This is a genomic window from Streptococcus sp. SCPM-O-B-15304 (M98), assembly GCF_058200215.1.
Map to the genome: position 1 here is coordinate 157,500 of NZ_JBYQGQ010000003.1, position 26,398 is coordinate 183,897.

At 39.4% G+C, this 26,398-nt stretch carries 25 protein-coding genes; 5 read left to right on the forward strand and 20 right to left on the reverse strand.

Going from position 1 to position 26,398, the window contains the following annotated elements; translation table 11 throughout:
- Window positions 1-296: 296 nt before the first annotated feature.
- Window positions 297-764: an 8-oxo-dGTP diphosphatase gene (locus AC3E7H_RS03060; RefSeq protein ID WP_000136624.1), complete on the forward strand. Its 468-nt coding sequence runs from the start codon at window positions 297-299 to the stop codon at window positions 762-764.
- 318 nt (window positions 765-1,082) lie between these two features.
- Here the strand turns inward: AC3E7H_RS03060 and AC3E7H_RS03065 are convergent, their stop codons facing one another.
- The 4 genes from AC3E7H_RS03065 to rnc all read right to left on the reverse strand — a co-directional run bounded on the left by AC3E7H_RS03065 (window position 1,083) and on the right by rnc (window position 6,774).
- Entirely contained in the window at window positions 1,083-1,661 is a 579-nt protein-coding gene (locus AC3E7H_RS03065) for an HD domain-containing protein (protein WP_490676080.1), read from the reverse strand.
- A gap of 138 nt (window positions 1,662-1,799) precedes the next feature.
- Window positions 1,800-2,459: a trimeric intracellular cation channel family protein gene (locus tag AC3E7H_RS03070; RefSeq protein WP_000344917.1), complete on the reverse strand. Its 660-nt coding sequence runs from the start codon at window positions 2,457-2,459 to the stop codon at window positions 1,800-1,802.
- A gap of 86 nt (window positions 2,460-2,545) precedes the next feature.
- A complete protein-coding gene (smc, locus tag AC3E7H_RS03075; RefSeq protein WP_490676081.1) occupies window positions 2,546-6,085 on the reverse strand; it encodes a chromosome segregation protein SMC in 3,540 nt (1,179 codons plus the stop codon).
- Window positions 6,076-6,774: a ribonuclease III gene (gene rnc, locus AC3E7H_RS03080; protein ID WP_373094750.1), complete on the reverse strand. Its 699-nt coding sequence runs from the start codon at window positions 6,772-6,774 to the stop codon at window positions 6,076-6,078. The genes smc and rnc overlap by 10 nt, the downstream gene beginning before the upstream one ends.
- Window positions 6,775-6,927: 153 nt before the next feature.
- Between rnc and AC3E7H_RS03085 the strand changes: the two genes are divergently transcribed.
- The 3 genes from AC3E7H_RS03085 to ffh are packed head-to-tail and all read left to right on the forward strand — an operon-like array spanning window position 6,928 to window position 9,061.
- Window positions 6,928-7,260, forward strand: coding sequence for a putative DNA-binding protein (locus AC3E7H_RS03085; protein ID WP_000402065.1), 333 nt, complete (start codon window positions 6,928-6,930; stop codon window positions 7,258-7,260).
- Window positions 7,261-7,262: 2 nt separating this feature from the next.
- The gene (locus AC3E7H_RS03090) at window positions 7,263-7,478 is read left to right on the forward strand and encodes a 2-oxoglutarate:acceptor oxidoreductase (protein ID WP_490676082.1); all 216 of its coding nucleotides are present in this window, start codon (window positions 7,263-7,265) and stop codon (window positions 7,476-7,478) included.
- Between the two features lie 17 nt (window positions 7,479-7,495).
- A complete protein-coding gene (ffh, locus tag AC3E7H_RS03095; protein WP_490676083.1) occupies window positions 7,496-9,061 on the forward strand; it encodes a signal recognition particle protein in 1,566 nt (521 codons plus the stop codon).
- Window positions 9,062-9,084: 23 nt separating this feature from the next.
- Here ffh and AC3E7H_RS03100 read toward each other — a convergent pair whose 3' ends face one another.
- From AC3E7H_RS03100 to AC3E7H_RS03125, 6 genes are all read right to left on the reverse strand, one after another.
- The gene (locus tag AC3E7H_RS03100) at window positions 9,085-9,975 is read right to left on the reverse strand and encodes an RluA family pseudouridine synthase (protein WP_490676084.1); all 891 of its coding nucleotides are present in this window, start codon (window positions 9,973-9,975) and stop codon (window positions 9,085-9,087) included.
- Window positions 9,965-10,426: a signal peptidase II gene (gene lspA / locus AC3E7H_RS03105; protein ID WP_490676085.1), complete on the reverse strand. Its 462-nt coding sequence runs from the start codon at window positions 10,424-10,426 to the stop codon at window positions 9,965-9,967. The genes AC3E7H_RS03100 and lspA overlap by 11 nt, the downstream gene beginning before the upstream one ends.
- The gene (locus AC3E7H_RS03110) at window positions 10,423-11,331 is read right to left on the reverse strand and encodes a LysR family transcriptional regulator (protein WP_049526940.1); all 909 of its coding nucleotides are present in this window, start codon (window positions 11,329-11,331) and stop codon (window positions 10,423-10,425) included. Before AC3E7H_RS03110 ends, lspA begins: the two co-directional genes overlap by 4 nt.
- A gap of 152 nt (window positions 11,332-11,483) precedes the next feature.
- Window positions 11,484-12,089, reverse strand: a complete 606-nt coding sequence (gene sodA, locus AC3E7H_RS03115; protein ID WP_126419845.1) for a superoxide dismutase SodA — start codon at window positions 12,087-12,089, stop codon at window positions 11,484-11,486.
- A 69-nt stretch (window positions 12,090-12,158) separates the two neighbouring features.
- The gene (holA, locus tag AC3E7H_RS03120) at window positions 12,159-13,196 is read right to left on the reverse strand and encodes a DNA polymerase III subunit delta (protein WP_490676086.1); all 1,038 of its coding nucleotides are present in this window, start codon (window positions 13,194-13,196) and stop codon (window positions 12,159-12,161) included.
- Window positions 13,197-13,228: 32 nt separating this feature from the next.
- Window positions 13,229-14,164, reverse strand: a complete 936-nt coding sequence (locus AC3E7H_RS03125) for a dihydroorotate oxidase (RefSeq protein WP_490676087.1) — start codon at window positions 14,162-14,164, stop codon at window positions 13,229-13,231.
- Window positions 14,165-14,393: 229 nt separating this feature from the next.
- Between AC3E7H_RS03125 and gdhA the strand changes: the two genes are divergently transcribed.
- Window positions 14,394-15,740: an NADP-specific glutamate dehydrogenase gene (gdhA, locus tag AC3E7H_RS03130; protein WP_490676088.1), complete on the forward strand. Its 1,347-nt coding sequence runs from the start codon at window positions 14,394-14,396 to the stop codon at window positions 15,738-15,740.
- A 100-nt stretch (window positions 15,741-15,840) separates the two neighbouring features.
- Here the strand turns inward: gdhA and AC3E7H_RS03135 are convergent, their stop codons facing one another.
- From AC3E7H_RS03135 to murB, 10 genes are all read right to left on the reverse strand, one after another.
- A complete protein-coding gene (locus tag AC3E7H_RS03135) occupies window positions 15,841-16,485 on the reverse strand; it encodes a TetR/AcrR family transcriptional regulator (protein ID WP_414267465.1) in 645 nt (214 codons plus the stop codon).
- A 17-nt stretch (window positions 16,486-16,502) separates the two neighbouring features.
- Window positions 16,503-17,507, reverse strand: a complete 1,005-nt coding sequence (locus tag AC3E7H_RS03140) for an NADP-dependent oxidoreductase (RefSeq protein WP_414267464.1) — start codon at window positions 17,505-17,507, stop codon at window positions 16,503-16,505.
- A 141-nt stretch (window positions 17,508-17,648) separates the two neighbouring features.
- Window positions 17,649-20,267, reverse strand: coding sequence for an alanine--tRNA ligase (gene alaS / locus AC3E7H_RS03145; protein ID WP_490676089.1), 2,619 nt, complete (start codon window positions 20,265-20,267; stop codon window positions 17,649-17,651).
- Window positions 20,268-20,283: 16 nt separating this feature from the next.
- Window positions 20,284-20,769 (reverse strand): LURP-one-related/scramblase family protein, encoded by a 486-nt coding sequence (locus AC3E7H_RS03150; RefSeq protein WP_001258742.1) that lies wholly within the window; start codon window positions 20,767-20,769, stop codon window positions 20,284-20,286.
- A gap of 273 nt (window positions 20,770-21,042) precedes the next feature.
- A complete protein-coding gene (locus AC3E7H_RS03155; RefSeq protein ID WP_301560016.1) occupies window positions 21,043-21,294 on the reverse strand; it encodes a hypothetical protein in 252 nt (83 codons plus the stop codon).
- Between the two features lie 143 nt (window positions 21,295-21,437).
- Window positions 21,438-22,508 (reverse strand): ABC transporter substrate-binding protein, encoded by a 1,071-nt coding sequence (locus tag AC3E7H_RS03160; protein WP_049508863.1) that lies wholly within the window; start codon window positions 22,506-22,508, stop codon window positions 21,438-21,440.
- Window positions 22,505-23,278 (reverse strand): ABC transporter permease, encoded by a 774-nt coding sequence (locus AC3E7H_RS03165; protein ID WP_045763347.1) that lies wholly within the window; start codon window positions 23,276-23,278, stop codon window positions 22,505-22,507. Before AC3E7H_RS03165 ends, AC3E7H_RS03160 begins: the two co-directional genes overlap by 4 nt.
- Window positions 23,275-24,081: an ABC transporter permease gene (locus tag AC3E7H_RS03170; protein ID WP_000754123.1), complete on the reverse strand. Its 807-nt coding sequence runs from the start codon at window positions 24,079-24,081 to the stop codon at window positions 23,275-23,277. The genes AC3E7H_RS03165 and AC3E7H_RS03170 overlap by 4 nt, the downstream gene beginning before the upstream one ends.
- On the reverse strand, window positions 24,062-25,219 hold the full coding sequence (locus AC3E7H_RS03175) for an ABC transporter ATP-binding protein (RefSeq protein WP_049526954.1): 1,158 nt from the start codon (window positions 25,217-25,219) through the stop codon (window positions 24,062-24,064). Before AC3E7H_RS03175 ends, AC3E7H_RS03170 begins: the two co-directional genes overlap by 20 nt.
- Window positions 25,220-25,380: 161 nt before the next feature.
- On the reverse strand, window positions 25,381-26,286 hold the full coding sequence (gene murB / locus AC3E7H_RS03180; protein WP_049526956.1) for a UDP-N-acetylmuramate dehydrogenase: 906 nt from the start codon (window positions 26,284-26,286) through the stop codon (window positions 25,381-25,383).
- Window positions 26,287-26,398 lie beyond the last annotated feature (112 nt).

Sequence of the window (26,398 nt, forward strand, 5' to 3'; positions counted from 1 at the left end):
ACCTTCTATTATACCATAGAAAAAGTAAAAAAAGACGTGCTGAATTGACACGTCCTTGCCTTCTATAAATAATCCTGTAGGGCTAATTTAAGGCGAGGCTGATTTGCTTACTTTCTTTTATATCCAACCTCTCAACACTTTTCTTCTAAAGTTCTTGATTGAAGTCTCTTCTGAGAGTTAATCAACTATTGAGTAAAAATTATCAATCTTTGGCTGAGATATCATAATCATAAATAGCATATAGTTCTTGACATATAATCTTGCATATGAAAAAATAATTGTTGGAGGTTGATCATATGACTGAAAAAATCAAAAACTGGGTTAATATTTGCGTTTTGAAAAATCAAGAAATTTTATTACTTAATAGACAGCACGATAATTTTCCTGGCTGGATTCCACCGGGCGGAAAAGTTGAATTCCCTGAAAGTTTTTTTGAAGCTGCATTACGGGAACTTAAGGAAGAAACTGGACTTACTGCATTAAATCTTGAATTAAAAGGAATTTCAGGTTTTACTAATTCAATTGGTAATGAGAGATTTGTCTTCTATGACTTTTTATGTACTCAGTTTACTGGTGAACTAAGCACATCTGCTGAAGGTGAGCCAAAATGGTGGAATCTAAAAGATATTGATAAAATACCAATGCAAGATGAAATAAGAAAAAGGCTACCGCTTTATTTAAGAAAAGGAAGCTTTGAAAGTATTAACTATTGGGATGATAATAAGAAATGCATTAGTGAAAACAAAACAATTTTATTTGACTAATATTCTCTACAGTATAATCAAATGCAAAAATCTCAGTACATTAGTAATTTTTGTATAATTCAATACTCAACACAATCTGTCTTTAATAACATATAATTTAATGTTATACAAAACAAGGGTATCTAATAAAAATCATCTACTCTAACAACTTTTTCCTTGTATCTATAGATAGATAGATAGATAAAAAGCCTTGGAAACAGCTTATTCCAAGGCTTTCTTTGTATTTTACTGTATCAATTTCCTTATTCCAATTTCAGTTGTGACAAGTTTATTTCCATTCTCCAGTTAAAAATCTATCTTCTATTGGGCCAATTGCTATTAAAAATATAAGCCCTTTTCCACACTTTCCTGAATTAACTCTTCCGTCAGTTTCCATAATTCTTCTGATTCACTTTTTACGAACTTTTTCTTATCTAATACCATGTCTGCACTGATATTATCAGGATTATAATTGAATTCTGACACTTCCAAGTGATTTATCAGCGGTACCAAGGCGTCGATAACTCTTGCATATCTTGCTTCAGAACTCTGCCCTTTTTCAAATTCCAACCACAAATTTTTCATATTCAAATATTTCTCTTCTGGAAGGAGGCTCATTGTTTTTTCTATAGATGCTCGTTCTCTATCATGAGAATGAAGCTTTTTTTCATCATCAAACACCCAAGTATCTCCGGCATAAATCTCACCTAAATCATGAATCAATAACATAGAAATGACCTTCTCCATATTCAATTTTTCAGGATAATAATCTTGAAGAACCATCGCAGCTATGGCACCCTGCCAAGAATGTTCGGCACTATTTTCAAATCTGCCATCAAGAGTTCTATTAAATCTTCTTACTGACTTTAACTTCTCTATTTCTTTAATAAAATCAACTGAATGTTTCAAATTACTCATTGCTATTCCTACCTTATTCTAAATTACAAATATAATAGCAAAAATTAATCTTTACATCATTCATTTCCCGTATTTGCAAAAAAATAACGCCTAATCCACATGAGATTAGACGCTGATAATATAACTCTCGCTTATTCATCAATTCAAGGTTCTCTTATCCATATTTGGCAAAGAGAGCTTGAACTTAATAATACAAAGTCGAATCACAAAGCCAACTATCGAGAGAATGATAAAGGCAGTAATTCTAGGAAAATGAAGAACAAATGCTAGCCAGTAATAAATAACTCCAATTACGAAAGATAGAAGGGCATAAATGTCTTCTTTTAGAACACTTGGAACTTCGTTGATTAAGAGGTCTCGGATAATACCTCCACCGGCTCCTGTTAGACAAGCCAAAATCCCTGCAGACATCAAATTTAGCTTACTGTCCACTAAGGCTGTCGCTCCAATCAAGGAGAAGATAATCAGCCCAATGGAGTCAAAGATGAGATAGGCTTCTCTCAACCACTTATAGAACTTTTTATCATGACTAGCATTGGCTTGTTTTGAAGTTACAAAGACATACATGATAACCGCTACCAGGATAGAGACATAAATGGGGCTAGGATCTGCTAGAGAAGCAGGAAAACGACTGATAATGGAATCTCTTAGGATTCCTCCGCCTACTGCAGTTACAATTGCCAATAAACTGATTCCAAAAATATCTAAACGTTTACCGAATCCTTTGATGGCTCCTGAAGCAGCAAAGGCTATAGTCCCAATATAATTACAGATCATTAGGAATAGATCAAAATCCATATAAGCTCCTCAAATTATTTTGTAACCCTTCCGACTTCTTGAAGGTCATTTAAATGCTTAGATTAAAAATTTGTAACGAGCACTAACTAAGCATCCATATTCTCTAAGTCTTTTAGTTTAACCGAAACAATCTTAGATACACCAGATTCTTGCATGGTCACACCATAGATAGAGTCTGCTGCTGCCATAGTTCCCTTACGGTGAGTAACAACGATAAACTGACTATCCTTATCAAATCGATTGAGATAATCCCCAAATCGTTTAACGTTTGCCTCGTCAAGTGCAGCTTCTACCTCATCTAGGATTACAAATGGAATGGTCTTAACACGGATGATTGAGAAAAGAAGAGCTAGAGCTGACAAGGCTTTCTCGCCACCACTCATGAGGTTGAGTGATTGGATTTTCTTTCCTGGCGGTTGAACAGAGATTTCAACACCTGCTGTCAATAAATCTCCCTCGGTCAGGATTAGGTCCGCTTGACCACCACCAAACATCTGCTTGAAGGTTACTTTGAAGGATTCACGAATAGCTTCAAAGGTTGATTTAAATCGTTCCTTCACTTCATCATTCATCTCTGTAATGGTCTCAAGAAGAAGATTTTTAGCAGAAAGAATATCGTCGCGCTGACTATTCAAGAACTCCAAGCGTTCGTGTACTTCGTCAAACTGTTCAATGGCATCCAAATTGACTGGACCAAGTGAACGAATGGATTTTTCCAAATCCTTAACCTTTTGTTCAGCGACAGCCAAGTCTTCCAATTGGTTGGCTTGTTCTAATGCTTCAGTATAACTAATCTGGTATTCTTCAGTCAGTTGACCTTGAAGATAGCGAAGGCGGTCTGTAATCTTCTCTTTAGTCGCTTCTGCACGTGTTTGCTTACGAATCCATTCTTCATTTTGCTGACGAGCTTGTTCTAAATGACTAGCAATATCATCCAATTGACCTTCAATATCATCTAGTTCAAACTGCTTACGAATCAATCCTTGTTGAATTTCTTCCTTTTGACTCTTAGCTTCTGATTCCTGCTTAGCCAAAAGTTCTGTATCAACTTTTTCAAGATTGTCTACTTTTTCTTGCAAAAGACGTTCAATCTCTTCTTGTTCGATATTGAGGTTCTCAAGTTCTTTGTTGATCCGTTCAATATCTGAAACTTCATAACGCTTTTGACCTAACATTTCTGTTTTACGAAGACGCTCTTGGGAAAGTTTTTCCTGTAAGTTTTGATAGCGCTCCTGAATAGCATTTTTATTGGACTTGATTTCTTCAATCTCAGATTCCAGCTTTTGCTTTTCGGTTGCAATAACTGCGAGACGTTCTTGGCATTTTTCTTTTTCAGCTTGCCAATCTCCACCTCTGAGATTAGTTAATTCTTGCTCCTGAAGTTTTAAGAGTGTTTCGAGTTCTTCGACTTGCTGGCAAGTTTGTTGATAAGCAAGATACAAGCCTTGTTCCTGAATACGAGCCTGCTCTCCTTGGGACTTAATGGTCTCCAAAGTTTGACTAAGTTCGTTCAAGGATTCTTGAACTGACTTCAGATTTTCTTCCTCTTGATGCAGAAGCTTTTCTTCTTGAGCAATCTCTTTTTGCAACTGCTCCAATTCAGGCTTGATGAAAATACTGTTATTTTGACGATTGGCACCACCAGCATAAGACCCACCTGTTCGCAATTCTGTACCATCTAGGGTTACCATGCGAACTTGATAGCGTACTTTACGAGCCGCATCACGCGCATGCTCGACTGTATCAAAGATAGCTGTCGTAGCTAGCAGGTTTTTAAAGATGGCTTCATGCTTAGCATCAAAGGTAACCAGTTCATCTGCCATGCCAAGAAAGCCTGAACTTGAGGCAATCACATCTTGGTTTTGACCTGTAATGCTACGAGCTTTGATAGTTGTCAAGGGTAGGAAGGTAGCGCGACCCGCTCGATTTCTCTTAAGAAAATCGATGGCCTTAGTAGCTGCCTGTTCATCTTCAACGATAATGTGTTGGCTACTTGCGCCGAGAGCAATTTCAAGTGCTGTCTGATAACGAACATCAAAGGTTAAATGTTCACTGACTGCTCCAATAATACCGCCCAAGCGATTTTTTTCTTGTAGTACACTCTTAACACCTGCATAAAAATTGCTATGGTTTTTAAGAATATTTTCCAAACTTTGTGCCTTGGCCTGCTTGTTTTTCAAACTATCTAAACGGTCGAAGAGTTGATTTTGCTGACTTTGATAAGCCTGCTTTTGTGCTTCTTCTTCTTTGGCACTGGTTTGATAGTCAGAGAGTAAGTTCTGTACTTCTTCTTTAGCTGATTTAAGGGCAACTTCTTGCTCACTAGCCTTGGACTTGGCAGAAGCCAATTGTTCCTTCAAGGATTCTAATTGTTCTTCTTGCTTTTGAGTCTGTTGGCGACTATTCTCAAGATCATTTTCAATCCTTGTCAATTGGTTAGACACATCAGCTTCTTCTTGTAAAAAGGCAACGAAACGTTCACGCAATTGCTCAATCATCTGATCTGGATCATCAGAAAAAGCTAACAACTCAGCTTCTAAACGATTGACTTCCTTAGTATTGACTGCTAGATTTTCTTCTAACTGACTGAGATTTGTTTCTTTTTCTTCCTTCTCTTGAATGAGAACATTTCTCTTTTCGTCCAAACTAGCCAAACGGGTCTGCGCTTCTTGTTGATTGAGAGCAACTTGCTCAGTTTCAAGTTTAGACAAGGCCAATTTCCGTTCCAAATCACTGATTAAACTTGTCAAATCCATCAAGCTTGACTGGTCTTTGGCCATCTCAGCCTGCAAATCATGACGTTTCTTTTTGAGAGTTTGGTTCTCTTCTTCTAAGTCTTGACGTTTTTGGTAATAACTGGTCAGAAGTTCTTGGACTTGGTTTAATTCTTCTTCTGTTACATCCAATTCAGCCTTATTGGCTTGAATTTGTGCAACTAAAACATCCAAGTAGATAGCTTTACGCTGACCGTCCAACTCCATAAATTTACGAGCTGTAGCTGCTTGCTTCTCCAAAGGCTTGATTTGATTATCCAGCTCATAGATGATATCTTCCAAACGATCTAGATTATCTTGAGTTTGTTGAAGCTTACTTTCCGTCTCTTTACGACGAGTTTTATACTTCAAAACTCCAGCCGCTTCTTCAAAAATAGCGCGACGTTCCTCAGGTTTGGAGTTAAAGATTTCTTCGACCTTCCCTTGGGAAATGATGGAGAAAGAATCACGTCCGAGTCCAGTATCTAAGAAGAGGTCATGGACATCACGGAGACGAACTTTTTTACCGTCAATCTTATACTCACTATCTCCAGTACGATAGATATGACGTTCCACCTTGATTTCCTGGCCTGCATCCTTGATAAAGCCATCTTGGTTATCCAAAGTAACAACAACAGAAGCGTAGTTTAGAGGTTTCCGACTTTCTGTTCCTGCAAAGATGATATCAGGCATCTTCCCGCCACGCAGACTCTTGACACTAGATTCACCAAGTGCCCAACGGAGGCTTTCAGTGATATTTGATTTCCCAGAGCCATTTGGTCCTACAATCGCCGTCACCCCTTGGTCAAAAACAACCTTGGTCTTGTCAGCAAAGGACTTAAACCCTTGGATCTCAATTTCCTTTAAATACATGAATCCAGCCCTTTCTCAACTGCATTTTTAGCGGCTTCCTGCTCGGCCAATTTTTTAGAGCGTCCTTTACCTGAACCTAGACTTTGCCCCTCAACAAGGACTTCAACCTCAAACATCTTATCATGGGCTGGCCCAATCTCTGAAATCACCTGATAACGAATATCAACATCTCCATTAACTTGGAGCAATTCTTGCAGGTGAGTCTTATAATCCTTGATCATCTCAAAGTCGCCAGCTTCAACCTTTGGAATCATGACTTGGTAGATAAAGGTTTTAACAGTTTTTATATCCTTATCTAAAAGCAGGGCACCCAAAAAGGCTTCGAAGGCATCCCCCAAGATCGTATCTCGGTTACGGCCTCCCGATTTTTCCTCACCCTTACCAAGCTTGATAAACTGGTCAAACTGACAATCACGGGCAAAACCAGCCAAACTCTCCTCACGTACAATCATAGCTCGTAGTTTTGACAAGTCCCCTTCTGGTTTTTTAGGGTATTTTTTAAACAGATATTCTGAAATTAATAATTGCAGAACAGCGTCTCCTAAAAATTCCAAGCGTTCGTTGTGTGAAATTTTTAAGAGGCGGTGCTCATTGGCATAACTGGTATGGGTAAAAGCTGTTTCAAGTAAGCTTTTATCTGTAAAAACAAGATCAAAACGGTCTTGTAACACTGATTCTAATTCTTTCATGACTACCTCTCTCTAAATCATTATAATCCTATCCATTATATCAAAAAAAGGCTTCATAGTCAGAAAAGAACAGTGAAAAGCTCATTTTCTAACTTATAGCTAAAATCAGCCCCTAGCTAGCGAATTGGGCTTTTTTTTGGTATAATAAATCTTATGGAAATTGAAAAAACCAATCGAATGAATGCTCTGTTTGAATTTTATGCAGCTCTTTTAACTGATAAGCAGATGAACTATATCGAACTCTACTATGCAGACGACTATAGTTTAGCTGAAATCGCTGAAGAATTCGGCGTTAGTCGCCAGGCTGTTTATGACAATATCAAACGTACAGAAAAGATACTGGAAGATTATGAAATGAAGCTCCATATGTACTCTGACTACATTGTTCGCAGTCAGATTTTTGATCAGATTTTGGAGCGTTATCCAGAGGATACTTTTCTGCAAGAGCAAATTGAGATTTTGACCAGTATTGATAATAGGGAGTAATCATGGAAAATCTTGTCGTCTATAAAGGAATACCCTGTAAATTATTAACTGCAGAGGAACCATTTCCTAGTCGACTACAGATTATCTCGCCCAATGATATCTCCAAAGCTATGCAAATAGGTTTTAGCTGTTGGGGATATCCAAATGAAATCATGAAAGAAGTCACAACCGAAGAACTAGAGAGTTTGCAACATTTCGGACGATTTCCACTGAATTGAAAAAATAGGAGAAAAATATGGCATTTGAAAATTTAACAGAACGTTTGCAGAACGTCTTTAAAAACCTACGTAAAAAAGGAAAAATCACAGAGAGTGATATCCAAGAAGCAACCAAGGAAATTCGTCTGGCACTTTTAGAAGCCGACGTTGCTCTGCCAGTTGTTAAGGACTTTATCAAAAAAGTTCGCGAACGTGCGATTGGGCATGAAGTCATTGATACCCTCAATCCAGCTCAACAAATCATTAAGATTGTCAATGAAGAATTAACAGAAATTCTTGGTTCAGACACAGCTGAGATTGTCAAGTCACCAAAAATCCCAACCATTATCATGATGGTCGGTTTGCAGGGGGCTGGTAAAACAACTTTTGCAGGTAAACTTGCTAACAAACTTAAAAAGGAAGAGGATGCTCGTCCTTTAATGATTGCGGCCGACATCTATCGTCCTGCTGCTATTGACCAGTTGAAAACACTGGGACAACAAATTGATGTTCCCGTATTTGCTCTTGGTACTGAAGTTCCTGCAGTTGAGATTGTTCGCCAAGGTTTGGAGCAAGCAAAAGCCAACCATAACGACTATGTTTTGATCGATACGGCAGGTCGTTTGCAAATTGACGAACTTCTCATGAATGAGCTCCGTGATGTTAAAGCACTTGCTCAACCAAATGAGATTCTCTTGGTCATCGATGCCATGATTGGTCAGGAAGCTGCAAACGTTGCGCGTGAATTCAACGCTCAATTAGAAGTCACTGGTGTTATCCTTACAAAGATTGATGGGGATACTCGTGGTGGTGCTGCCCTTTCTGTTCGTCACATCACTGGAAAACCAATCAAGTTCACTGGTACTGGTGAAAAAATTACAGACATCGAAACCTTCCACCCAGACCGTATGGCTAGCCGTATTCTCGGTATGGGGGATATGCTGACTCTGATTGAGAAAGCTTCCCAAGAATACGACGAGCAAAAAGCCCTTGAAATGGCTGAAAAGATGCGGGAAAATACCTTTGATTTCAACGATTTCATCGATCAGTTGGATCAGGTACAAAATATGGGGCCAATGGAAGATTTGCTCAAGATGATTCCAGGTATGGCCAACAATCCTGCCCTTCAAAATATGAAGGTGGATGAAAAACAAATTGCTCGCAAACGTGCCATCGTCTCTTCTATGACTCCAGAAGAACGTGAAAATCCAGACTTACTTACTCCAAGTCGCCGTCGCCGTATCGCTGCTGGTTCTGGTAATACCTTTATCGAAGTCAACAAGTTCATCAAGGACTTCAACCAAGCTAAACAACTCATGCAAGGTGTCATGTCTGGTGACATGAACAAGATGATGAAACAGATGGGCATCAACCCTAACAATCTTCCTAAAAATATGCCTGGAGGTATGGATATGTCAGCCCTTGAAGGTATGATGGGACAAGGTGGTATGCCTGACTTGTCAGCTCTTGGAGGAGCAGGAATGCCTGATATGAGCCAGATGTTCGGTGGAGGTCTCAAGGGCAAAATCGGTGAATTTGCTATGAAGCAATCCATGAAACGCATGGCCAATAAAATGAAAAAAGCTAAGAAAAAACGCAAATAAAAGGGACTCGCTTGAGTCCTTTTTTAGTTATTTCGAAGTTTTTCCAGAGTCTCTTTAAAGATATCTGGGATTTCGGAAGTAAATTCCATGGTTTCCCCTGTTCTTGGATGGGTAAATCCAAGTGTCTTGGCATGGAGAAATTGCCCATGTCCTTTCAAGGTTTTACGAGGCCCGTAAACCTCATCACCAGCAACTGGATGACCGATATAAGCCATATGTACACGGATTTGGTGAGTACGTCCTGTTTCCAGTTGCAATTCCAGCAAGGTATAATCACCAAAGCGCTCCAAGACTTGGAAACGTGTCACTGCTGGTTTCCCTTTGGCAGTCACAGCTTGTTTCTTGCGGTCTTTTTCACTACGTCCGATTGGTGCTTCAATCACACCACGGTCATTTGGAAGATTTCCATGAACGATGGCCCAATATTTACGAAGAGACTTCTTGTCCTTCAATTCTTGAGCTAGTGCTAAATGTGCATCATCGTTTTTAGCAATCATCAAGAGACCTGAAGTATCCTTATCAATACGATGGACAATCCCTGGACGCAATACACCATTGATGCCTGATAGGTCCTGGATGTGGTACATAAGGGCGTTAACCAAGGTACCACTCGTATGTCCAGCACTTGGATGAACAACCATCCCTTGAGGTTTATTGACTACTGCTACATCCTCATCTTGATAAATGATTTCTAGAGGAATATCTTCAGCTACATACTCCAATACCTCTGGTTCTGGCACCTGATAAGTAACGACATCACCCTCTTGGACCGTATACTTGGCTTTTTTGACCAGACCATTGACCAAGACTTGACCTGACTTGATTTGTTCATTGGCGAGACTACGGGACAGTTCTGTTAAATCTGACAAAGCCTTATCTAAGCGTAGTCCACCTGTTTCAATTTTAATTTCCATTCATTTCCTCTTTTAGCATTGCAAGCAATAATACAACCACTCCGACCGTCAGATAGCTATCAGCCACATTGAATATGGCAAAATTAACAAAGTCTAAGTGAAACATATCCACGACAAATCCTTGACTGATACGATCGATAAAGTTTCCCAGACCACCTGCAATAATCAGAACCAATCCAAAGACTGTCCAGAAGGAATCCTCTATATGTTTATGCAAATACCAGATAGCCCCTGCCATAACTACAAGAGTTATCACTGCAAAAAACCACTGTTGATCTTGAAGCATTGAAAAGGCTGCCCCTCTATTTTGCAAATAGGTCAAACTGACCAGATTTGGGATCCAGGATTTAACTTCACCAAGAGCAATATTCTGAACGACGTAAGCCTTTACAAATTGATCTAAGATAATCAAGGCTGCTATAATCCCTGCAATTATTCCTCTTTTTTTCATGCTTTCCTCTTCTGATCAAAATACTCTTGCATAACCTCTACAAATAAAGTCCCTGCTTGGCTCAAGTCTACTTCCTCACGTTTTACATAAACCATGCGATTATTAAGATTATCATTTAGCGGAATAACGGTGATCCCGTTCACACTGTCGCTATCTAAGAATCCAGATCCAGTCGCATAAGCATTTGTTCTTTCAAGAATCCCATTTAAGGTAGCGCGGTCAGTTACGTTAAACATTTGAGAGCTAGCACTTGTATCTACAAAGTTCTCTGAGTAATAAAGATACTCATCCTTTTCCTGTGTGAATCGAACTGTTGGTAAATCAGCCAAATCCTCCATAACCAACTCTTTTTTCTTGGCTAAAGGATGCCCTTCACGCAGATAGATATGGGTTTGGAAAGGAATCAACTCAATCACTTCAAGTCCTAACTTTTCAACCCGTTGCATAATTCCCTTTTGGTTTTGATTATTGAGATAAATAATCCCAATCTCACTATGTCCTTGGGCTACTTCATCCAAAATCTGAACAGTTGTTGATTCAAAGATACGGAAATTTTTATAGTCAGGATATTGTTGCGAAAAAGCTGTAATAGTTGGTGGCAAGAAATCATAGTGCTGGCTGGCTATTGAAAACTCATCCTTTTCCTCTTCAGGATTGGCATACTGATTTTGGAAAACATCAAATCCTTTAACCAACTCTTGTGCCTTTTCATAAAATTCCATCCCACGACGTGTAAGAAAAGTTCCTGAACTGGTTCTGCGGAAAATCTTAAAGCCAAGCTCTTTTTCCAAGTCTCTTACAGAAATAGATAGACTCGGCTGGCTAACGTACATTTTCTCAGCCGCTTCACGAAAAGTACCACTATTAGCAATAGCTACGACGTAGCGTAATTGTTGAATATTCATGATTTCTCCTTCGATTTCTATCTTATCATTATACCATAAATCAAGCCTATCCAACAAAGGAAAATCATAAGACAGTTACTTCTAAGAAAAGCAAACAAAAAAACACCTTTCATGTTAGATAAATTTCTAACCAAAAGGTGTTATTGTCAAATTTATTTCGCTGCTGCGTAAAGTTCATCTACTTTATTCCAGTTGATAACTGAGAAGAAAGCTTTGATGTAATCAGGACGAACATTGCGGTATTTCACGTAGTAGGCATGTTCCCAAACGTCCAAGCCCAAGATTGGTTTTTTACCTTCTGAGATTGGTGTGTCTTGGTTTGCAGTTGAAGTTACTTCAAGCTTACCTTCTTGGTTAACAACCAACCATGCCCATCCAGAACCAAAACGAGTTGTTGCTGCTGCAGTGAATGCTGCTTGGAATTCTTCGAATGAACCGAAAGTTTCATCGATTGCTGCTGCAAGTTCTGCTGAAGGAGCTGTTTTTTCAGGAGTCATCAATTCCCAGAAAAGAGCGTGATTCAAGTGTCCACCACCGTTGTTGATAAGCGCTTGACGGATATCAGCTGGGATAGATTCTACATCAGCAAGCAAAGCTTCGAGGTCTTCACCAATTTCAGGGTGTTTTTCAAGAGCTGCATTTGCATTGTTAACGTAAGTTTGGTGGTGTTTGTCATGGTGCAAGTGCATTGTTTCAGCATCGATGTATGGTTCCAATGCATCGTAAGCGTATGGAAGATCTGGTAAGATAATAGCCATCTGTAATACCTCTTTTTCTTTCTATATAAAGATGATAACGCAATCATCCTATTTTTTCAAGTTATTTGCTCAATTTGACTGGCTAGCAATCTGCAATAGAGCCTTCTCAAACAGGTAACCTTTCTCATAAACTCCTGTCTTAATTTGGTAATCAGCTTGGATGAGATAACGAATAGAATTCTGGACAAAATCAAGGGATAGTCTTCGAGAATCACGAAGGGCAAATTTGATTTGGTAGGGATTAGGATTGCGACCAAGATAGTGACCTAAACTGCTGACCATCTGGGACTCTGACTGACCAGACTCTTGCAAAATTTTCACTTGTGTATAGAGTCTGAACTGCCCCAACATAATGGCAATCAGTTTAATCTCATCTTCTCCCTGCAAAGTCAAATCTTTTACTAAATCACGTGCCTGATCAATCTTCTTAGTCAATATTAACTGAGTTAAATCAAAGATATTATCCTGCAAAGTCTTTGGTATGGCCTCAACAATGTCTTCTTCGGTAATTCGGTCATCATCCTTATAAGACTGTAAGAAGAGTAGATTTTTCTGAATTTCACTGAATTGAAAACCTGATTTGATAAGTAACTGTTCGAAGGATTTTCCATCAAAGGAAAGTCCTTGTTCCTGAGACCACTTTTGAAAATAAGCTCGCATCTCTTGCTCTTTTGGTTCAAGGGCTTCAAAAATCTTGGCATCCCTCTTGAGTAATTTGACTAAACGTCTCTTACTATCCAGCTTCCCTTCAGCAAAAATAACTAATTTACTCGTCGGAGATGGATTTTCCAAATATTCTTCAAAAGCCTTAAGCTCGTCATCAGATAGATAGCGTTTTTTAGCTGTTGTTATATCGAGAAAATGATCTAAAATAACAATTTTTTCATCCGCAAAGAAAGGAAGACTGACCAGCTCTAGTTCCAAGCTTTTGTAGTCTACTTCTTTCATATCAAAATAAGCAAAGTTCAAATCAGCAGAATCGTAGCCGATTTGCTTTAGCACCTGAGTTTTCATGATTTCATACTGTCCTTGATCAGGGCCTGTAAACAAGGTCAAACTAGGTAAATTTGATAAAGATAGCTTTTGGCTTTCTTCTATTGCTAGCATCATTTCTCCTTTCTTTTTAGTTTCTCTTTTATTTAATCAATATAATTCAATTTACCACGGAAATCTTCAAGGCTTTCATAACCTTTTTCCGCCATAATTTCTTTGAGTTCCTTAGTAATACGTTCAAAAGCACCCACACCTTCTTTATGTAGGGTAGTTCCTACCTGCACCATGCTGGCACCACATAGGATATGTTCAAAAGCATCACGTCCTGTTAATACTCCACCAGTTCCAATGATTTGAATTTCTGGATTCAAGCGTTGATAGAAAGCATGAACATTTGCAAGGGCTGTTGGTTTGATGTATTCTCCACCAATCCCACCAAAGCCATTCTTAGGACGAATCACGACCGACTCGTCTTCAATATAAAGACCATTTCCGATAGAGTTAACACAGTTGACAAACTTGAGCGGGTATTTGTTGAAAATCGCTGCAGCTTGATCAAAATGAACAATATCAAAATAAGGTGGAAGCTTAATTCCTAATGGTTTTGTAAAATACTCAAAGACTTCTGATAAGATACGATCAGTAGTTTCAAAGTCATAGGCAATCTGAGGTTTACCAGGTACATTTGGACATGAGAGATTGAGCTCAGTCAACCCACGAAAATCACTCTCTTGAACCTTTTTCAAGATGGTGTGAGTTTCCTCTGGAGACATTCCAACTAATGATAGAAAGAAGGTACGATTTGGTTCCTTTTCTTGCAATTCCAAAAGGTAGTTCAAGTAATAGTCTAAACCATTATTTGGCAGACCCATCGAGTTAATAGAACCTAGTGGAACATCTTGGTAGCGTGGTTCAGGATTCCCCTGACGAAATTCCAAGGTTGCTGTTTTAGTGACAAAGGTTCCTGCTGCTGAGTTTTTGACACTTTCCAACTCCTCAACTGTCATACAAGCAACTCCTGCCGCATTCATCAAGCAATTGTCAAACTCAAAACCAGCAATCTGTGTTTTAGTTGATACCATGATTCTGTTCCTCCAGATTCCTTTTTATGTTTAATATTATACCATACTTTGACTTTTGCTTTTCAATAAAACCATTTCCATAGAAAATGTTCGTTTTTTAGCAAGTTTTGAATCAGTTGTATCAAATTGAAAGAATTTTTAGAAAATTTGTGTTTTTTTCTTTACACTGAAAAAATTTTCTGCTATAATGACTCATGTAATAAAATATGACAACAAAAAGGAGAACGATATGACATCTGCTAAAGAATATATCCAAAGCGTGTTTGAAACTGTAAAAGCTCGTAACGGGCATGAGGCTGAATTTCTCCAGGCGGTTGAAGAATTCTTCAGCACTTTGGAGCCTGTCTTTGAAAAACACCCTGAGTATATTGAAGAAAATATCTTGGCACGTATCACTGAACCTGAGCGCGTAATTTCTTTCCGTGTTCCTTGGGTTGACCGTGATGGAAAAGTTCAAGTTAACCGTGGTTACCGTGTTCAATTCAACTCAGCTGTTGGACCATACAAAGGCGGACTTCGTTTCCACCCAACTGTTAACCAAGGAATCTTGAAATTCCTCGGATTCGAACAAATCTTTAAAAACGTTTTGACTGGACTTCCAATCGGTGGAGGTAAAGGTGGATCAGACTTTGATCCTAAAGGCAAAACTGATGCTGAAGTGATGCGCTTCTGCCAAAGCTTCATGACTGAATTGCAAAAATACATCGGACCATCTCTTGACGTACCTGCTGGTGATATCGGTGTTGGTGGACGTGAGATTGGTTACCTTTACGGACAATACAAACGCCTTAACCAATTTGATGCTGGTGTCTTGACTGGTAAACCTCTTGGATTTGGTGGTAGCTTGATTCGTCCAGAAGCAACTGGTTACGGTTTGGTTTACTACACTGAAGAAATGCTTAAAGCTAACGGCAACAGCTTTGCTGGTAAGAAAGTAGTTATTTCAGGTTCTGGTAACGTAGCACAATACGCTCTTCAAAAAGCAACTGAACTTGGTGCGACTGTTATCTCTGTATCTGACTCAAATGGTTATGTCATCGATGAAAATGGTATCGACTTTGACCTTCTTACAGACGTTAAAGAAAAACGCCGTGCTCGTTTGACTGAGTACGCTGCAGAAAAACCAACTGCTACTTACTACGAAGGTTCTGTATGGACTTACACTGGTAACTATGACATCGCTCTTCCATGTGCGACTCAAAACGAAATCAACGGCAAAGCTGCGAAACGCTTGGTTGCTCAAGGAGTTATCTGTGTATCTGAAGGAGCTAACATGCCTAGCGACCTTGAAGCTATCAAAGTCTACAAGGAAAATGGAATCCTTTACGGACCTGCTAAAGCTGCCAATGCTGGTGGGGTAGCTGTATCTGCTCTTGAAATGAGCCAAAACAGCCTTCGCCTTTCATGGACACGTGAAGAAGTTGACGGTCGTTTGAAAGATATCATGACTAACATCTTCAACACAGCTAAAACAACTGCAGAAACTTACGGTCTTGGAACTGACTACCTTGCAGGTGCAAATATTGCAGCCTTTGAAAACGTAGCAAACGCTATGATTGCACAAGGGATTGTGTAAGATAAATCAACACAAAAATCCTCAATCACTTCGATTGGGGATTTTTATTTTGGTTTTAAAAAGAGCTCTCTTAATTTTTTAGTGAACTTAAAATTAAGAGTTATTTTACGATAACTAAGGAAAAAGAAAGACATTCGACAATTTCATTTGTTACTTTATCAATGTTTATATCTTCTTTGTCATTTATAATCATAGGAACAATATAAGAAAGACTTAAAGCTAAAATATAGCGAACGATCCTTTCATTTGACCAATCTCGGATAACACCATTTTCTTTAAATTGATTCAAAACAGGACTAATCGGATTAATGATAGAGTGTACAATGATATTCCCTAACTCTTCAGAAATAGTTTTATCAATAAGTGAACGACTCAAAAGAATTTTAACTTGCATTTTATTGTTATGAATAAAAATTAACCTATCCCGAACGATGCTTCTTAGAAAAAGTGAAAAAGATTTTTGCTCTATTGTAAATCTCTTATCTGAAAAATCAGCAATCACTTCTGGAATAACTTGCTCTAGAAATGTAGATAAAATAGCATCTAGGATACCTTCCTTGGTTTTAAAATAACTAAAAACTGTTCCTTCTGAGACTCCAGCGTGTTCAGCAATAAGATGAGAAGTTGTATTTTCAAAACCAATCTCTGAAAATAATTTTAAACTTGACATTAATACTTGACGTTGTTTTAAACTTAAGCTACTGGATTTTAATGTCTCTGCGAACTTATATTCTATAGTTTCCATTGCTAACTCCTCCCTATCTATTCTTTTATCTTGATAATTCTTTTACCACGAGTATGCCCTAATTTCAGACTATGATAAGCCTCTCTAACAGACTCCAGAGAAAAACTATACTCTTTCTCAATATTTAGCTGAACTTTTCCATCTGTGACCATCTCCTCTAGAATTTTTAAATCATCATATGTAGAATGTCTTGGCCCAGTGAACTGAGCCCCTTTTATCATAACAAATGGTGAAGGTACTAAAGTTCCAATATCAGTTCCGTTCAATCCAAGATGGAAAGCTAACTTAACGTAATCACCACCATAGCAATCCAAGAATTTTGTAATAGGTTTTGGAGCTACTGATAAAAGAGACTTTTGGACATCCTCTTCATAAGAAACTGGTATAGCACCTAAAGACTCTAAATATTCTGCATTGTTCTTGCTCGCAATACCAATAACAGTTGCGCCCTTAGCAACCGCATACTGAACTGCAATACTTCCAATACCACCTGAAGCAGCCGAAATAACTACAACATCTTTTGAATTTAAATGAATTCTTCTAAAAGCACCACCGACTGTTAAAGAGGCCACCCCCATAGTAGCAGCATGATACATATCAATATTGTCTGGTTTCAATGCAATTTCTGATTCATAAACACAAATTTCTGTTGCTAACGCACCCCTCTTAGTACCAAGTCCAGGATCACTTATTATTGTTCCAAAAACCTTGTCACCTACTGAAAAACGTCTCACTCCTTCACCTATTTCTGTGATAACACCAGCAAAATCCCTAGCAACACCTCTTGGAAATAAAGATGATTTTGATTCAAACCAACGACTTGGTTGTTTTAATTTTGTTAAGAAAGTCAAAAAACGAAGTGGCTTTGCCCCCTCGAAAGTTTTATAATCAATAGGATTTAAACCAACAGCAAATACTGCTACCCTAACTTGATTCATTTTTAATGGTTCAGATGTAATATTTACTAAATCTAGAACTTTCTCATCACCAAAACGATTATACTGTATTGCTTTAATAACCATTATCTAATTCTCCTAATCCCTAACGAATTGAGTGAGTACTCAATTAATTTTTATATATTATACGCTTATTCTTCAAAGAAATCAACTGCTCTATGATTTTTAAACAAAAAGACCTATCCGAATGGATAGATCTTTATTTTCTTACAATTTACCTGCTACGGCATCCAACAATTCTTGGATTTTCACTTGGTTGCTTCCTCCTGCCATGGCCATGTCTGGTTTACCACCGCCACGTCCATCTACGATTGGAGCTAATTCTTTGATAACATTACCTGCATGTACCTCTTTTGTCTTGCTTGCAACAAGGACATTGACCTTGTCACCGATAGCTGCGACAAGAACAAGGACATCAGAGTAATCTTTTTGTTTCCAGTTATCCGCAAAGGTACGAAGGGCACCTGCATCTGATACTGAAACTTGGCTGGCAATGTAACGGTGGCCATTTGCTTCTTGAACATTCTTGAAGACATCGCCTGCTGCAGCTGCTGCCGCTTTTTCCTTCAATTCTGCATTTTCTTTTTGCAATTGACGGAGTTGTTCTTGAAGGCCTTCCACCTTATGAGGGACTTCCTTGAGTTGAGGTGCTTTCAAGGTTGCTGCTACTGCTTTCAGTGCATCTTCTTGTTCACGATAAGCTTCGAAGGCTTCCTTACCAGTCACTGCCAAGATACGACGAGTTCCTGATCCGATACCTTCTTCTTTAACAATCTTGAAGAGGCCGATTTCAGAAGTATTGCCAACGTGGGTACCACCACAAAGCTCTACTGAGTAGTCACCGATAGTGACAACGCGAACTTCCTTACCGTATTTCTCACCAAAGAGGGCCATAGCTCCCATTTCTTTAGCTGTGTCAATATCAGTCTCAACTGTTTCTACTGCGATGGCTTCCCAAATCTTCTCATTGACTTGTTGTTCAATAGCACGCAATTCTTCAGGAGTGACAGCTTGGAAGTGAGTGAAGTCAAAGCGAAGGAATTCTACTTCATTAAGTGAACCTGCTTGAGTTGCATGATGGCCAAGAATATTATGAAGAGCCGCATGGAGCAAGTGAGTGGCTGTGTGGTTCTTCATGACACGATGACGACGATTGCTATCGATAGCCAAAGTGTATTCTTGGTTCAAAGCAAGAGGAGCAAGAACTTCAACGGTGTGCAATGCTTGTCCGTTTGGTGCTTTTTGAACGTCTGTTACAGTCGCTACGACATTTCCTGCAGCATCCAAGATTTGACCATGGTCCGCAACTTGTCCACCCATTTCAGCGTAAAAAGGTGTTTCTGCAAAGATAAGAGAGGCATTTCCTTCATCTACAGCTTCTACTTCAGCATTGTCCGCTACGATAGCCACTAACTTAGAAGACAATTGACTAGCATTGTAGTTGAAGACACTTTCTACAGTGATGTTTTGAAGGGTTTCATTTTGCATACCCATTGAGCCACCCTTGACAGCTGACGCACGCGCGCGCTCTTGCTGTTCTTTCATGGCTGCTTCGAAACCTTCACGGTCTACAGTCATCCCTGCTTCTTCAGCGATTTCTTCTGTCAATTCCACTGGGAATCCGTATGTATCATAGAGTTTAAAGACATCTTGACCGGCGATGACAGATTGACCTTTTTCTTTCAAGTCTGCTACGATACCTTGGGCAAAGTGTTGACCTGAGTGAAGAGTACGAGCAAATGACTCTTCTTCGCTCTTAACGATTTTCTCAATAAAGTCACGTTTTTCAAGCACTTCTGGGTAGTAGCTTTCCATGATTTTTCCAACAGTTGGAACGAGTTTGTAAAGGAAAGGCTCATTGATACCCAATTTTTGACCATGCATAGAGGCACGACGAAGAAGACGACGGAGGACATAACCACGACCTTCATTTCCAGGAAGGGCACCATCACCAATCGCAAATGAAAGAGAACGGATATGGTCTGCAATAACCTTGAAGCTCATGTTGTCGCCATCTTGGTCGTAAACCTTACCAGATAATTTCTCAACTTCACGAATGATTGGCATGAAGAGGTCTGTTTCAAAGTTTGTCTTAGCCCCTTGGATAACCGCCACCAAACGCTCCAAACCAGCGCCCGTATCAATGTTTTTGTGTGGCAATTCTTTGTACTCGCTACGAGGAACAGCAGGGTCAGCGTTAAATTGTGACAATACAATGTTCCAGATTTCGATATAACGGTCGTTTTCGATATCTTCTGCAAGAAGACGAAGACCGATATTTTCTGGGTCAAAAGCTTCTCCACGGTCGAAGAAGATTTCTGTATCAGGTCCAGAAGGTCCCGCACCGATTTCCCAGAAGTTGTCTTCGATTGGGATCAAATGACTTGGATCTACTCCCACTTCAATCCAGCGGTTGTATGAATCCTTATCATCTGGATAATAAGTCATGTAAAGTTTGTCTTTAGGGAAGTCAAACCACTCAGGACTTGTCAAAAGCTCATAAGCCCATGTAATTGCTTCGTCACGGAAGTAATCCCCGATTGAGAAGTTCCCCAACATTTCAAACATAGTATGGTGACGGGCAGTCTTACCTACGTTTTCGATATCGTTGGTACGGATAGCCTTTTGAGCATTGGTAATACGTGGATTTTCAGGAATGATAGTTCCATCAAAGTATTTTTTAAGAGTAGCAACCCCTGAGTTGATCCACAAAAGTGTTGGGTCGTTTACTGGAACCAAGCTAACGGATGGTTCTACTGAGTGGCCTTTTGTAGCCCAGAAATCAAGCCACATTTGGCGGACTTGTGCACTAGATAATTGTTTCATATGTATCTCCTTTTTACTAATTTGATTGGCTTTCTAGCATTTCCACATAGTCGATAGCGACACAGAGGGAAATGACTAGGTCTGCATAAGATTCGTCATAGACGGTTACGGTATAGGTAGAGGTTAAATGGAAGAGTTCCTTGGTAATCTCAGCAATCACTTGGTCACGGTCGTCCAGCAATTTAAAATTTAAATCCCAGACATTTCCTTCGATGCGAAGGCCGAGATTGTCAAACTCATACTTATCTCTGAAGAAAGTCAACTTCTTTCGGATATAAAAATGATCTCCATTACTGAGTTGAATCTCAAAACGAGGTAGGAAAGTTAAGACTTCCTTACTAATCTCACTGACCTGTTCACCAGCAACATCATAGATGGTAAAGGTTTTAGGAATCTTAAAAAATGAACCTTCAACCTGATAGGCGACATTGCCCATTTCATCCTTGATATCAAAGCGTTCACCACCTAGGCGAAATTTTTGTTTGACAAGAAATGTTCTCATAAACACCTCCAAAAATAAAAGACAAATCCATATCACGAAGGGCGAAAAACCGCGGTACCACCTTCATTCAATGAACTTGTCATTCTTTGATTCTTATGCAATTGTTAGATTGAGTAGCATGATTTTCTATCTTAGATGGCTCGCAGCACCGCCAATTCTCTGAACTAAGATGGGGAGAAAATCAATTCTCAACTTTCTTATTATATCGTTTTTTTAAGCCTGCGTCAACTGGAAATAATCCTCATTTAAATAACCAACTCCCTAAATCTCTGGTTACTTTTTCAGGATATATTTTTTCTTACTACCATTTTTCTTTTTATCCCAACTTTTATTCCAAGCTTTCGAATTGCTATACATAAATACGAAAATATTTGCAAATATAAAGAACCCTATCACCAAATGTATGGAATCAGTTGTTAGGTATTGTCGATCCAAGCCATCCTTTAAATGGAATAGTATAATTGTTTCGTTAACAATCAAAAAGGTTGGCCAATAACTTTTTTTGAAAAAAGTAGACATTTTCATGATTTGTTACCGCTTTCTATTATTATAAACTTAGTATACTACTAGGCTATAAAATAAGCAAATAGGATAGTAAAAATATAAAGCTATACAACTATTCAAAAAACGAACCAGCTGTTACTGATTCGTTTCGTGACTGCTAACTCCTACTTCCGATACATTTTAAATTGTAGGAAGAGGTCGCTATAGATTCCTGTCCATTTATGGTCAAATTTCTCATAAACTTCTAGGTGTTTCATAGTGTCTGCGTCTGGATAGAAAGACTTGTCCTCTTTGGTCTCCTCAGGGAGCATTTCCTTAGCAGCATTGTTTGGTGTTGAATAGCCGACATACTCTGCATTTTTGAGAGCATTTTCGGGTTTCAACATGAAGTTGATGAAGGCATAGGCTGCATCCTGGTTCTTGACTGTTTTGGGAATAACCATATTGTCAAACCAAAGGTTGCTGGCCTCTGTCGGAACGACATAGCGAAGATTTTCATTTTTCTCTAGCATCTGACTAGCTTCACCAGAGAAGGTCACACCGATGGCAGCATTATTCTGAATCATGTAACCCTTCATCTCATCGGCAACAATAGCCTTGATATTCGGTGTTAGCTTATAGAGCTTATCTACCGTTTCTTCCAACTGCTGTGGATCTTTAGAGTTGAGGCTATAGCCTAGTGAGTTAAGACCTAAACCAAGTACTTCACGCGCCCCATCAAAAAGCATAATGGAGTTCTTATACTCTGGCTTCCAAAGGTCGTCCCAATGTTCAGGCGCTTCTTCCACCATAGTTTCATTGTAGACAATTCCCAAGGTCCCCCAGAAGTATGGGATAGAGTACTGGTTGTTGGGATCAAAGGACTGATTGAGAAACTCTGGACCGATATTCTCAATGCCCTCAATCTTACTATAATCCAGTGGAACTAGAAGGTCTTCGTCCTTCATTTTGTTAATCATGTACTCACTTGGGATGGCAATATCATAAGTCGTTCCACCCTGCTTGATTTTCGTGTACATGGCTTCGTTGGAGTCAAAGGTCTCATACTGGACTTGGATTCCTGTTTCTTCTGTAAATTTTTCCAGAAGTTCAGGGGCGATATAGTCTCCCCAGTTGTAGATAACCAATTTTTGACTATCACGGCTATTGATTTTACTGTCAAGATGATAAGAAATTCCCCATAAGACAAGGATAATCGCTAAAATTCCTGCTAAAAATGAATAGAGTCGTTTCATGCTTGCTCCTCCTTCTCACGTGAAATAAAGTAATATCCGACAACTAGGATAATACTAAAGAGAAAGACCAAGGCTGAAAGAGCATTGATTTCCAGCGAAATTCCCTTACGAGCCCGAGAGTAGATCTCGACTGAGAGGGTTGAAAAGCCATTCCCCGTTACAAAGAAGGTCACGGCAAAGTCATCTAGGGAATAGGTGAAAGCCATGAAGTAACCTGCAATGATAGACGGTGTTAGGTAAGGAAGCATAATTTCCTTAAACATCTGGAACTGGCTAGCTCCAAGGTCATAGGCCGCATGGATCATATCCCCATTCATCTCTTTCAATCGAGGCAAGACCATAAGCACTACGATTGGAATGGAGAAGGCCACATGACTAGACAGAACTGTCAAAAATCCAAGTGAAAACTTGAGTTGTGTAAAGAGAATCAAGAAACTAGCACCAATCATAACGTCTGGTGCAACCATCAAAATGTTATTGAGTGATAGGAAGGCTTCTTGATATTTTTTACGTGATTGGTAGATGTAGATAGCACCGAAAGTCCCAATAACAGTCGCAATCAGGGCTGATAGGAAGGCTAGTAAAAAGGTTTGAACCAAGATCAGCATGAGTCTTCCATCGCCAAACATGGTTTCAAAGTGAGACAAACTAAAGCCTGTAAAGCTATTCATATCATCCCCAGCATTGAAGGCATAACCAATCAAGTAAAAGATTGGCAGATAGAGGACGATAAAGACAAAGGCTAGATAAAGATTTGATAATTTTTTCATCGTTCTCTCCTTTCCTTAGTCACCCACATGGTGATAAACATGGTCAGGATAAGAACAACACCAATAGTTGAACCCATACCGTAATTATCGTTTGTCAGGAAATTCTGCTCGATAGCAGTTCCCAAGGTGATCACTCGGTTCCCCCCAATCAAACGGGTCAACATAAAGAGACTTAAACTCGGGATAAAGACAGATTGGACACCACTTCGCACTCCATTCATAGACAGAGGGAAGATGACATGACGGAAAGTCTCCCACTTGGTTGCACCGAGGTCATAGCTAGCATTAATGAGGTTATTATCCATATCATCCAAGACATTGAAGATAGGCAAAATCATAAATGGAAGCTCGATGTAGCTTGCAACAAAGATAAATGAGAAATCCGTAAAGAGCAACTGCTGCGATCCGATTCCAATAAATTCTAGGAATTGGTTGATAGAACCATTTTGCCCAAAAATCCCGATAAAGGCATAAGCCTTAAGAAGTAGGTTGATCCAGGTTGGCAAGATGATTAGCATGAGCCAGAGTTGACGGTGTTTGAGACGGGTCAAAAAGAGGGCTGTTGGATAGCTGATAAGTAGCGTCACTAGAGTTACAATTCCTGCATAGAGGACTGAGTTAAAACTCATTTTGAGATAGGTCAAGTTTTGTGACGCAAAATAGGATTTATAGTTTTCTAAACTGAATTGGCCTTCAATGTTGAAAAAGGATTGTCCAAAAATCAAGACCAACGGTGCCAATACAAAGAGCACAATCCAAAGCATGTAGGGCACTACAAAGAGTTTAGAGGTTGTTTTCTTCATCTCTTTCCTCCTCGATAGCGTTGATCAAACCTGCTTCTTGCTCTTCGATTTCTACGTACTCTTCGATACGTGCATCGAACTCTTCTTCTGTTTCATTGAGACGCATGATGTGGATGTCTTCTGGTTCAAAGTCCAAACCGATTTCCTCACCAACGATAGCCTTACGAGTTGAGTGAATCATCCATTCATTGCCAAGTTCATCATAGGCAATAATCTCATAGTGAACCCCACGGAAAAGTTGGGTATCAACCTTCACTTGGAGCTTCCCTTCTTCTGGAAGGGTAATGCGCAAGTCCTCTGGACGAATAACGACTTCGACCGGTTCATTTGGCTTCATACCACCATCGACCGCTTCAAAGCGTTTGCCGTTAAACTCGACTAAATAATCCTCAATCATGGTCCCTGGCAAGATATTTGATTCACCAATGAAGGTGGCAACAAAGTGGTTGATTGGCTCGTCGTAGATATCAACTGGTGTACCAGACTGAACGATTTCACCGTCATTCATGACGAAAATCCAGTCACTCATAGCCAAGGCTTCTTCTTGATCGTGGGTAACAAAGACAAAGGTAATGCCCAATCGCTGTTGCAGTTCACGCAGTTCGTACTGCATATCTGTTCGCAACTTCAAGTCCAAGGCTGACAAAGGTTCATCCAACAAGACCACACGAGGCTGGTTGATAATCGCACGCGCAATAGCTACACGCTGGCGTTGTCCTCCAGAAAGCTTACGAATAGAACGTTTTTCGAAACCTTCCAACTGTACCATCTTGAGAACTTCTAATACACGTTGTTCGATTTCTTTTTTATCGACCTTACGCAAACGCAATGGAAAGGCAACATTTTCAAAGACATTCATATGCGGAAACAAGGCGTAAGATTGGAAGACAGTATGAACATCGCGCTTATTAGTTGGGATATCATTGATTCGCACGCCATCCAGTAAAATATCTCCAGTCGTTGCGTCTAGCAAACCTGCAATGATATTTAGGATGGTTGATTTACCAGATCCTGAGGCACCGAGAAGTGTGTAGAACTTCCCTTCTTCCAACTCAAAGTTAATATCCTTGAGAACCTTGGTGTTGCTATCTTCAAAAACTTTAGAAACGTTTCTGAATTCGATGATTGGTTTTTTCAATTGTCATTTATTCCTTCTTTTTCATAGATTAACAGATCAGGGCTCTGTCAGGCCGTCACTACCTCTTGTAGGAGATTGAACTGCCTACATTCTTCTGCACTAACGATAAGCTTTCATCCCCTCTACATTCTAGTTAGTAGCAGCTAAGCTATTTCTAGTATTTACTCATGTTCACCCAAGATACGAACTTCTCGCTCGAGAGTAACACCTGAGTGTTCTTTAACCTTTTCAATGACAGACTCAATCAAGTCTTCATAATCTCTGGCAGTTCCATCAGCAATATTGACCATAAAGCCTGCATGCTTTTCTGAAACTTCTACGCCACCAATACGATATCCTTTCAAACCTGCTTCTGCAATCAATTGTCCAGCAAAATGACCCACTGGACGTTTAAAGACTGATCCACATGAAGGATACTCTAAAGGTTGCTTGAGTTCACGAAGGTGGGTCAAGCGGTCCATTTCTTGCTTGATGACTTGGTGATTACCTGGAGCTAAGGCAAATTTAGCTGATAGGACAACTGCTCCAGATGCTTGAATGGCTGAATGACGATAACCAAAGGCCAAATCTTTAGCAGATATGGTTTCGATTTCACCTTCCTTAGTCAAGATTTGACAAGACTGGAGAACATGAGCAATCTCACCACCATAAGCCCCGGCATTCATAAAGACAGCACCACCGACGCTTCCTGGAATTCCACAAGCAAACTCAAAACCAGTCAAGCTATGACGGAGGGCAATACGAGTGGTTTCAATCAAGTTAGCTCCAGCTTCTGCCTCGATGGTATAGCCATCAACAGAAACGTTATTAAGCTTGTCACACATGATTACAAAACCACGAACGCCACCCTCACGGACGATAATGTTACTTGCATTTCCAAGAACCATCCAAGGAATGTTTTCCTGATTGGCAAATTTTACTACACGAGCCATCTCATAACGATTGCGTGGAAAAACTAAATAATCTGCCTTTCCTCCAACTTTGGTATAGGTATAAGTTTTTAGCGGTTCATCGAATCGAATATCGATTCCTTCTAGGGTTTCTTTTAGTTTATCTAATACGGTCATTTTTCTATTCCTTTTATAAAATTCATTCCATTATACCATTTTTAACTCTATTTTTCGATGATTTGGTTAGCTTTTTCAAAAGCTCAAACTAAAAAGAGGATGAACCTCTTTT

Bases quoted from the DNA above. Each gene is read 5' to 3' on its own strand.
- AC3E7H_RS03070 (WP_000344917.1), bottom strand. From the start codon at position 2,459: ATGGATTTTGATCTATTCCTAATGATCTGTAATTATATTGGGACTATA.
- holA (WP_490676086.1), bottom strand. From the start codon at position 13,196: ATGCTAGCAATAGAAGAAAGCCAAAAGCTATCTTTATCAAATTTACCT.
- AC3E7H_RS03090 (WP_490676082.1), top strand. From the start codon at position 7,263: ATGGAAAATCTTGTCGTCTATAAAGGAATACCCTGTAAATTATTAACT.
- AC3E7H_RS03125 (WP_490676087.1), bottom strand. From the start codon at position 14,164: ATGGTATCAACTAAAACACAGATTGCTGGTTTTGAGTTTGACAATTGC.
- gdhA (WP_490676088.1), top strand. From the start codon at position 14,394: ATGACATCTGCTAAAGAATATATCCAAAGCGTGTTTGAAACTGTAAAA.
- murB (WP_049526956.1), bottom strand. From the start codon at position 26,286: ATGACCGTATTAGATAAACTAAAAGAAACCCTAGAAGGAATCGATATT.
- smc (WP_490676081.1), bottom strand. From the start codon at position 6,085: ATGTATTTAAAGGAAATTGAGATCCAAGGGTTTAAGTCCTTTGCTGAC.
- AC3E7H_RS03140 (WP_414267464.1), bottom strand. From the start codon at position 17,507: ATGGTTATTAAAGCAATACAGTATAATCGTTTTGGTGATGAGAAAGTT.
- ffh (WP_490676083.1), top strand. From the start codon at position 7,496: ATGGCATTTGAAAATTTAACAGAACGTTTGCAGAACGTCTTTAAAAAC.
- AC3E7H_RS03155 (WP_301560016.1), bottom strand. From the start codon at position 21,294: ATGAAAATGTCTACTTTTTTCAAAAAAAGTTATTGGCCAACCTTTTTG.
- AC3E7H_RS03160 (WP_049508863.1), bottom strand. From the start codon at position 22,508: ATGAAACGACTCTATTCATTTTTAGCAGGAATTTTAGCGATTATCCTT.
- AC3E7H_RS03150 (WP_001258742.1), bottom strand. From the start codon at position 20,769: ATGAGAACATTTCTTGTCAAACAAAAATTTCGCCTAGGTGGTGAACGC.
- AC3E7H_RS03165 (WP_045763347.1), bottom strand. From the start codon at position 23,278: ATGAAAAAATTATCAAATCTTTATCTAGCCTTTGTCTTTATCGTCCTC.
- lspA (WP_490676085.1), bottom strand. From the start codon at position 10,426: ATGAAAAAAAGAGGAATAATTGCAGGGATTATAGCAGCCTTGATTATC.
- AC3E7H_RS03085 (WP_000402065.1), top strand. From the start codon at position 6,928: ATGGAAATTGAAAAAACCAATCGAATGAATGCTCTGTTTGAATTTTAT.
- rnc (WP_373094750.1), bottom strand. From the start codon at position 6,774: ATGAAAGAATTAGAATCAGTGTTACAAGACCGTTTTGATCTTGTTTTT.
- alaS (WP_490676089.1), bottom strand. From the start codon at position 20,267: ATGAAACAATTATCTAGTGCACAAGTCCGCCAAATGTGGCTTGATTTC.
- AC3E7H_RS03170 (WP_000754123.1), bottom strand. From the start codon at position 24,081: ATGAAGAAAACAACCTCTAAACTCTTTGTAGTGCCCTACATGCTTTGG.
- AC3E7H_RS03110 (WP_049526940.1), bottom strand. From the start codon at position 11,331: ATGAATATTCAACAATTACGCTACGTCGTAGCTATTGCTAATAGTGGT.
- sodA (WP_126419845.1), bottom strand. From the start codon at position 12,089: ATGGCTATTATCTTACCAGATCTTCCATACGCTTACGATGCATTGGAA.
- AC3E7H_RS03060 (WP_000136624.1), top strand. From the start codon at position 297: ATGACTGAAAAAATCAAAAACTGGGTTAATATTTGCGTTTTGAAAAAT.
- AC3E7H_RS03100 (WP_490676084.1), bottom strand. From the start codon at position 9,975: ATGGAAATTAAAATTGAAACAGGTGGACTACGCTTAGATAAGGCTTTG.
- AC3E7H_RS03135 (WP_414267465.1), bottom strand. From the start codon at position 16,485: ATGGAAACTATAGAATATAAGTTCGCAGAGACATTAAAATCCAGTAGC.
- AC3E7H_RS03065 (WP_490676080.1), bottom strand. From the start codon at position 1,661: ATGAGTAATTTGAAACATTCAGTTGATTTTATTAAAGAAATAGAGAAG.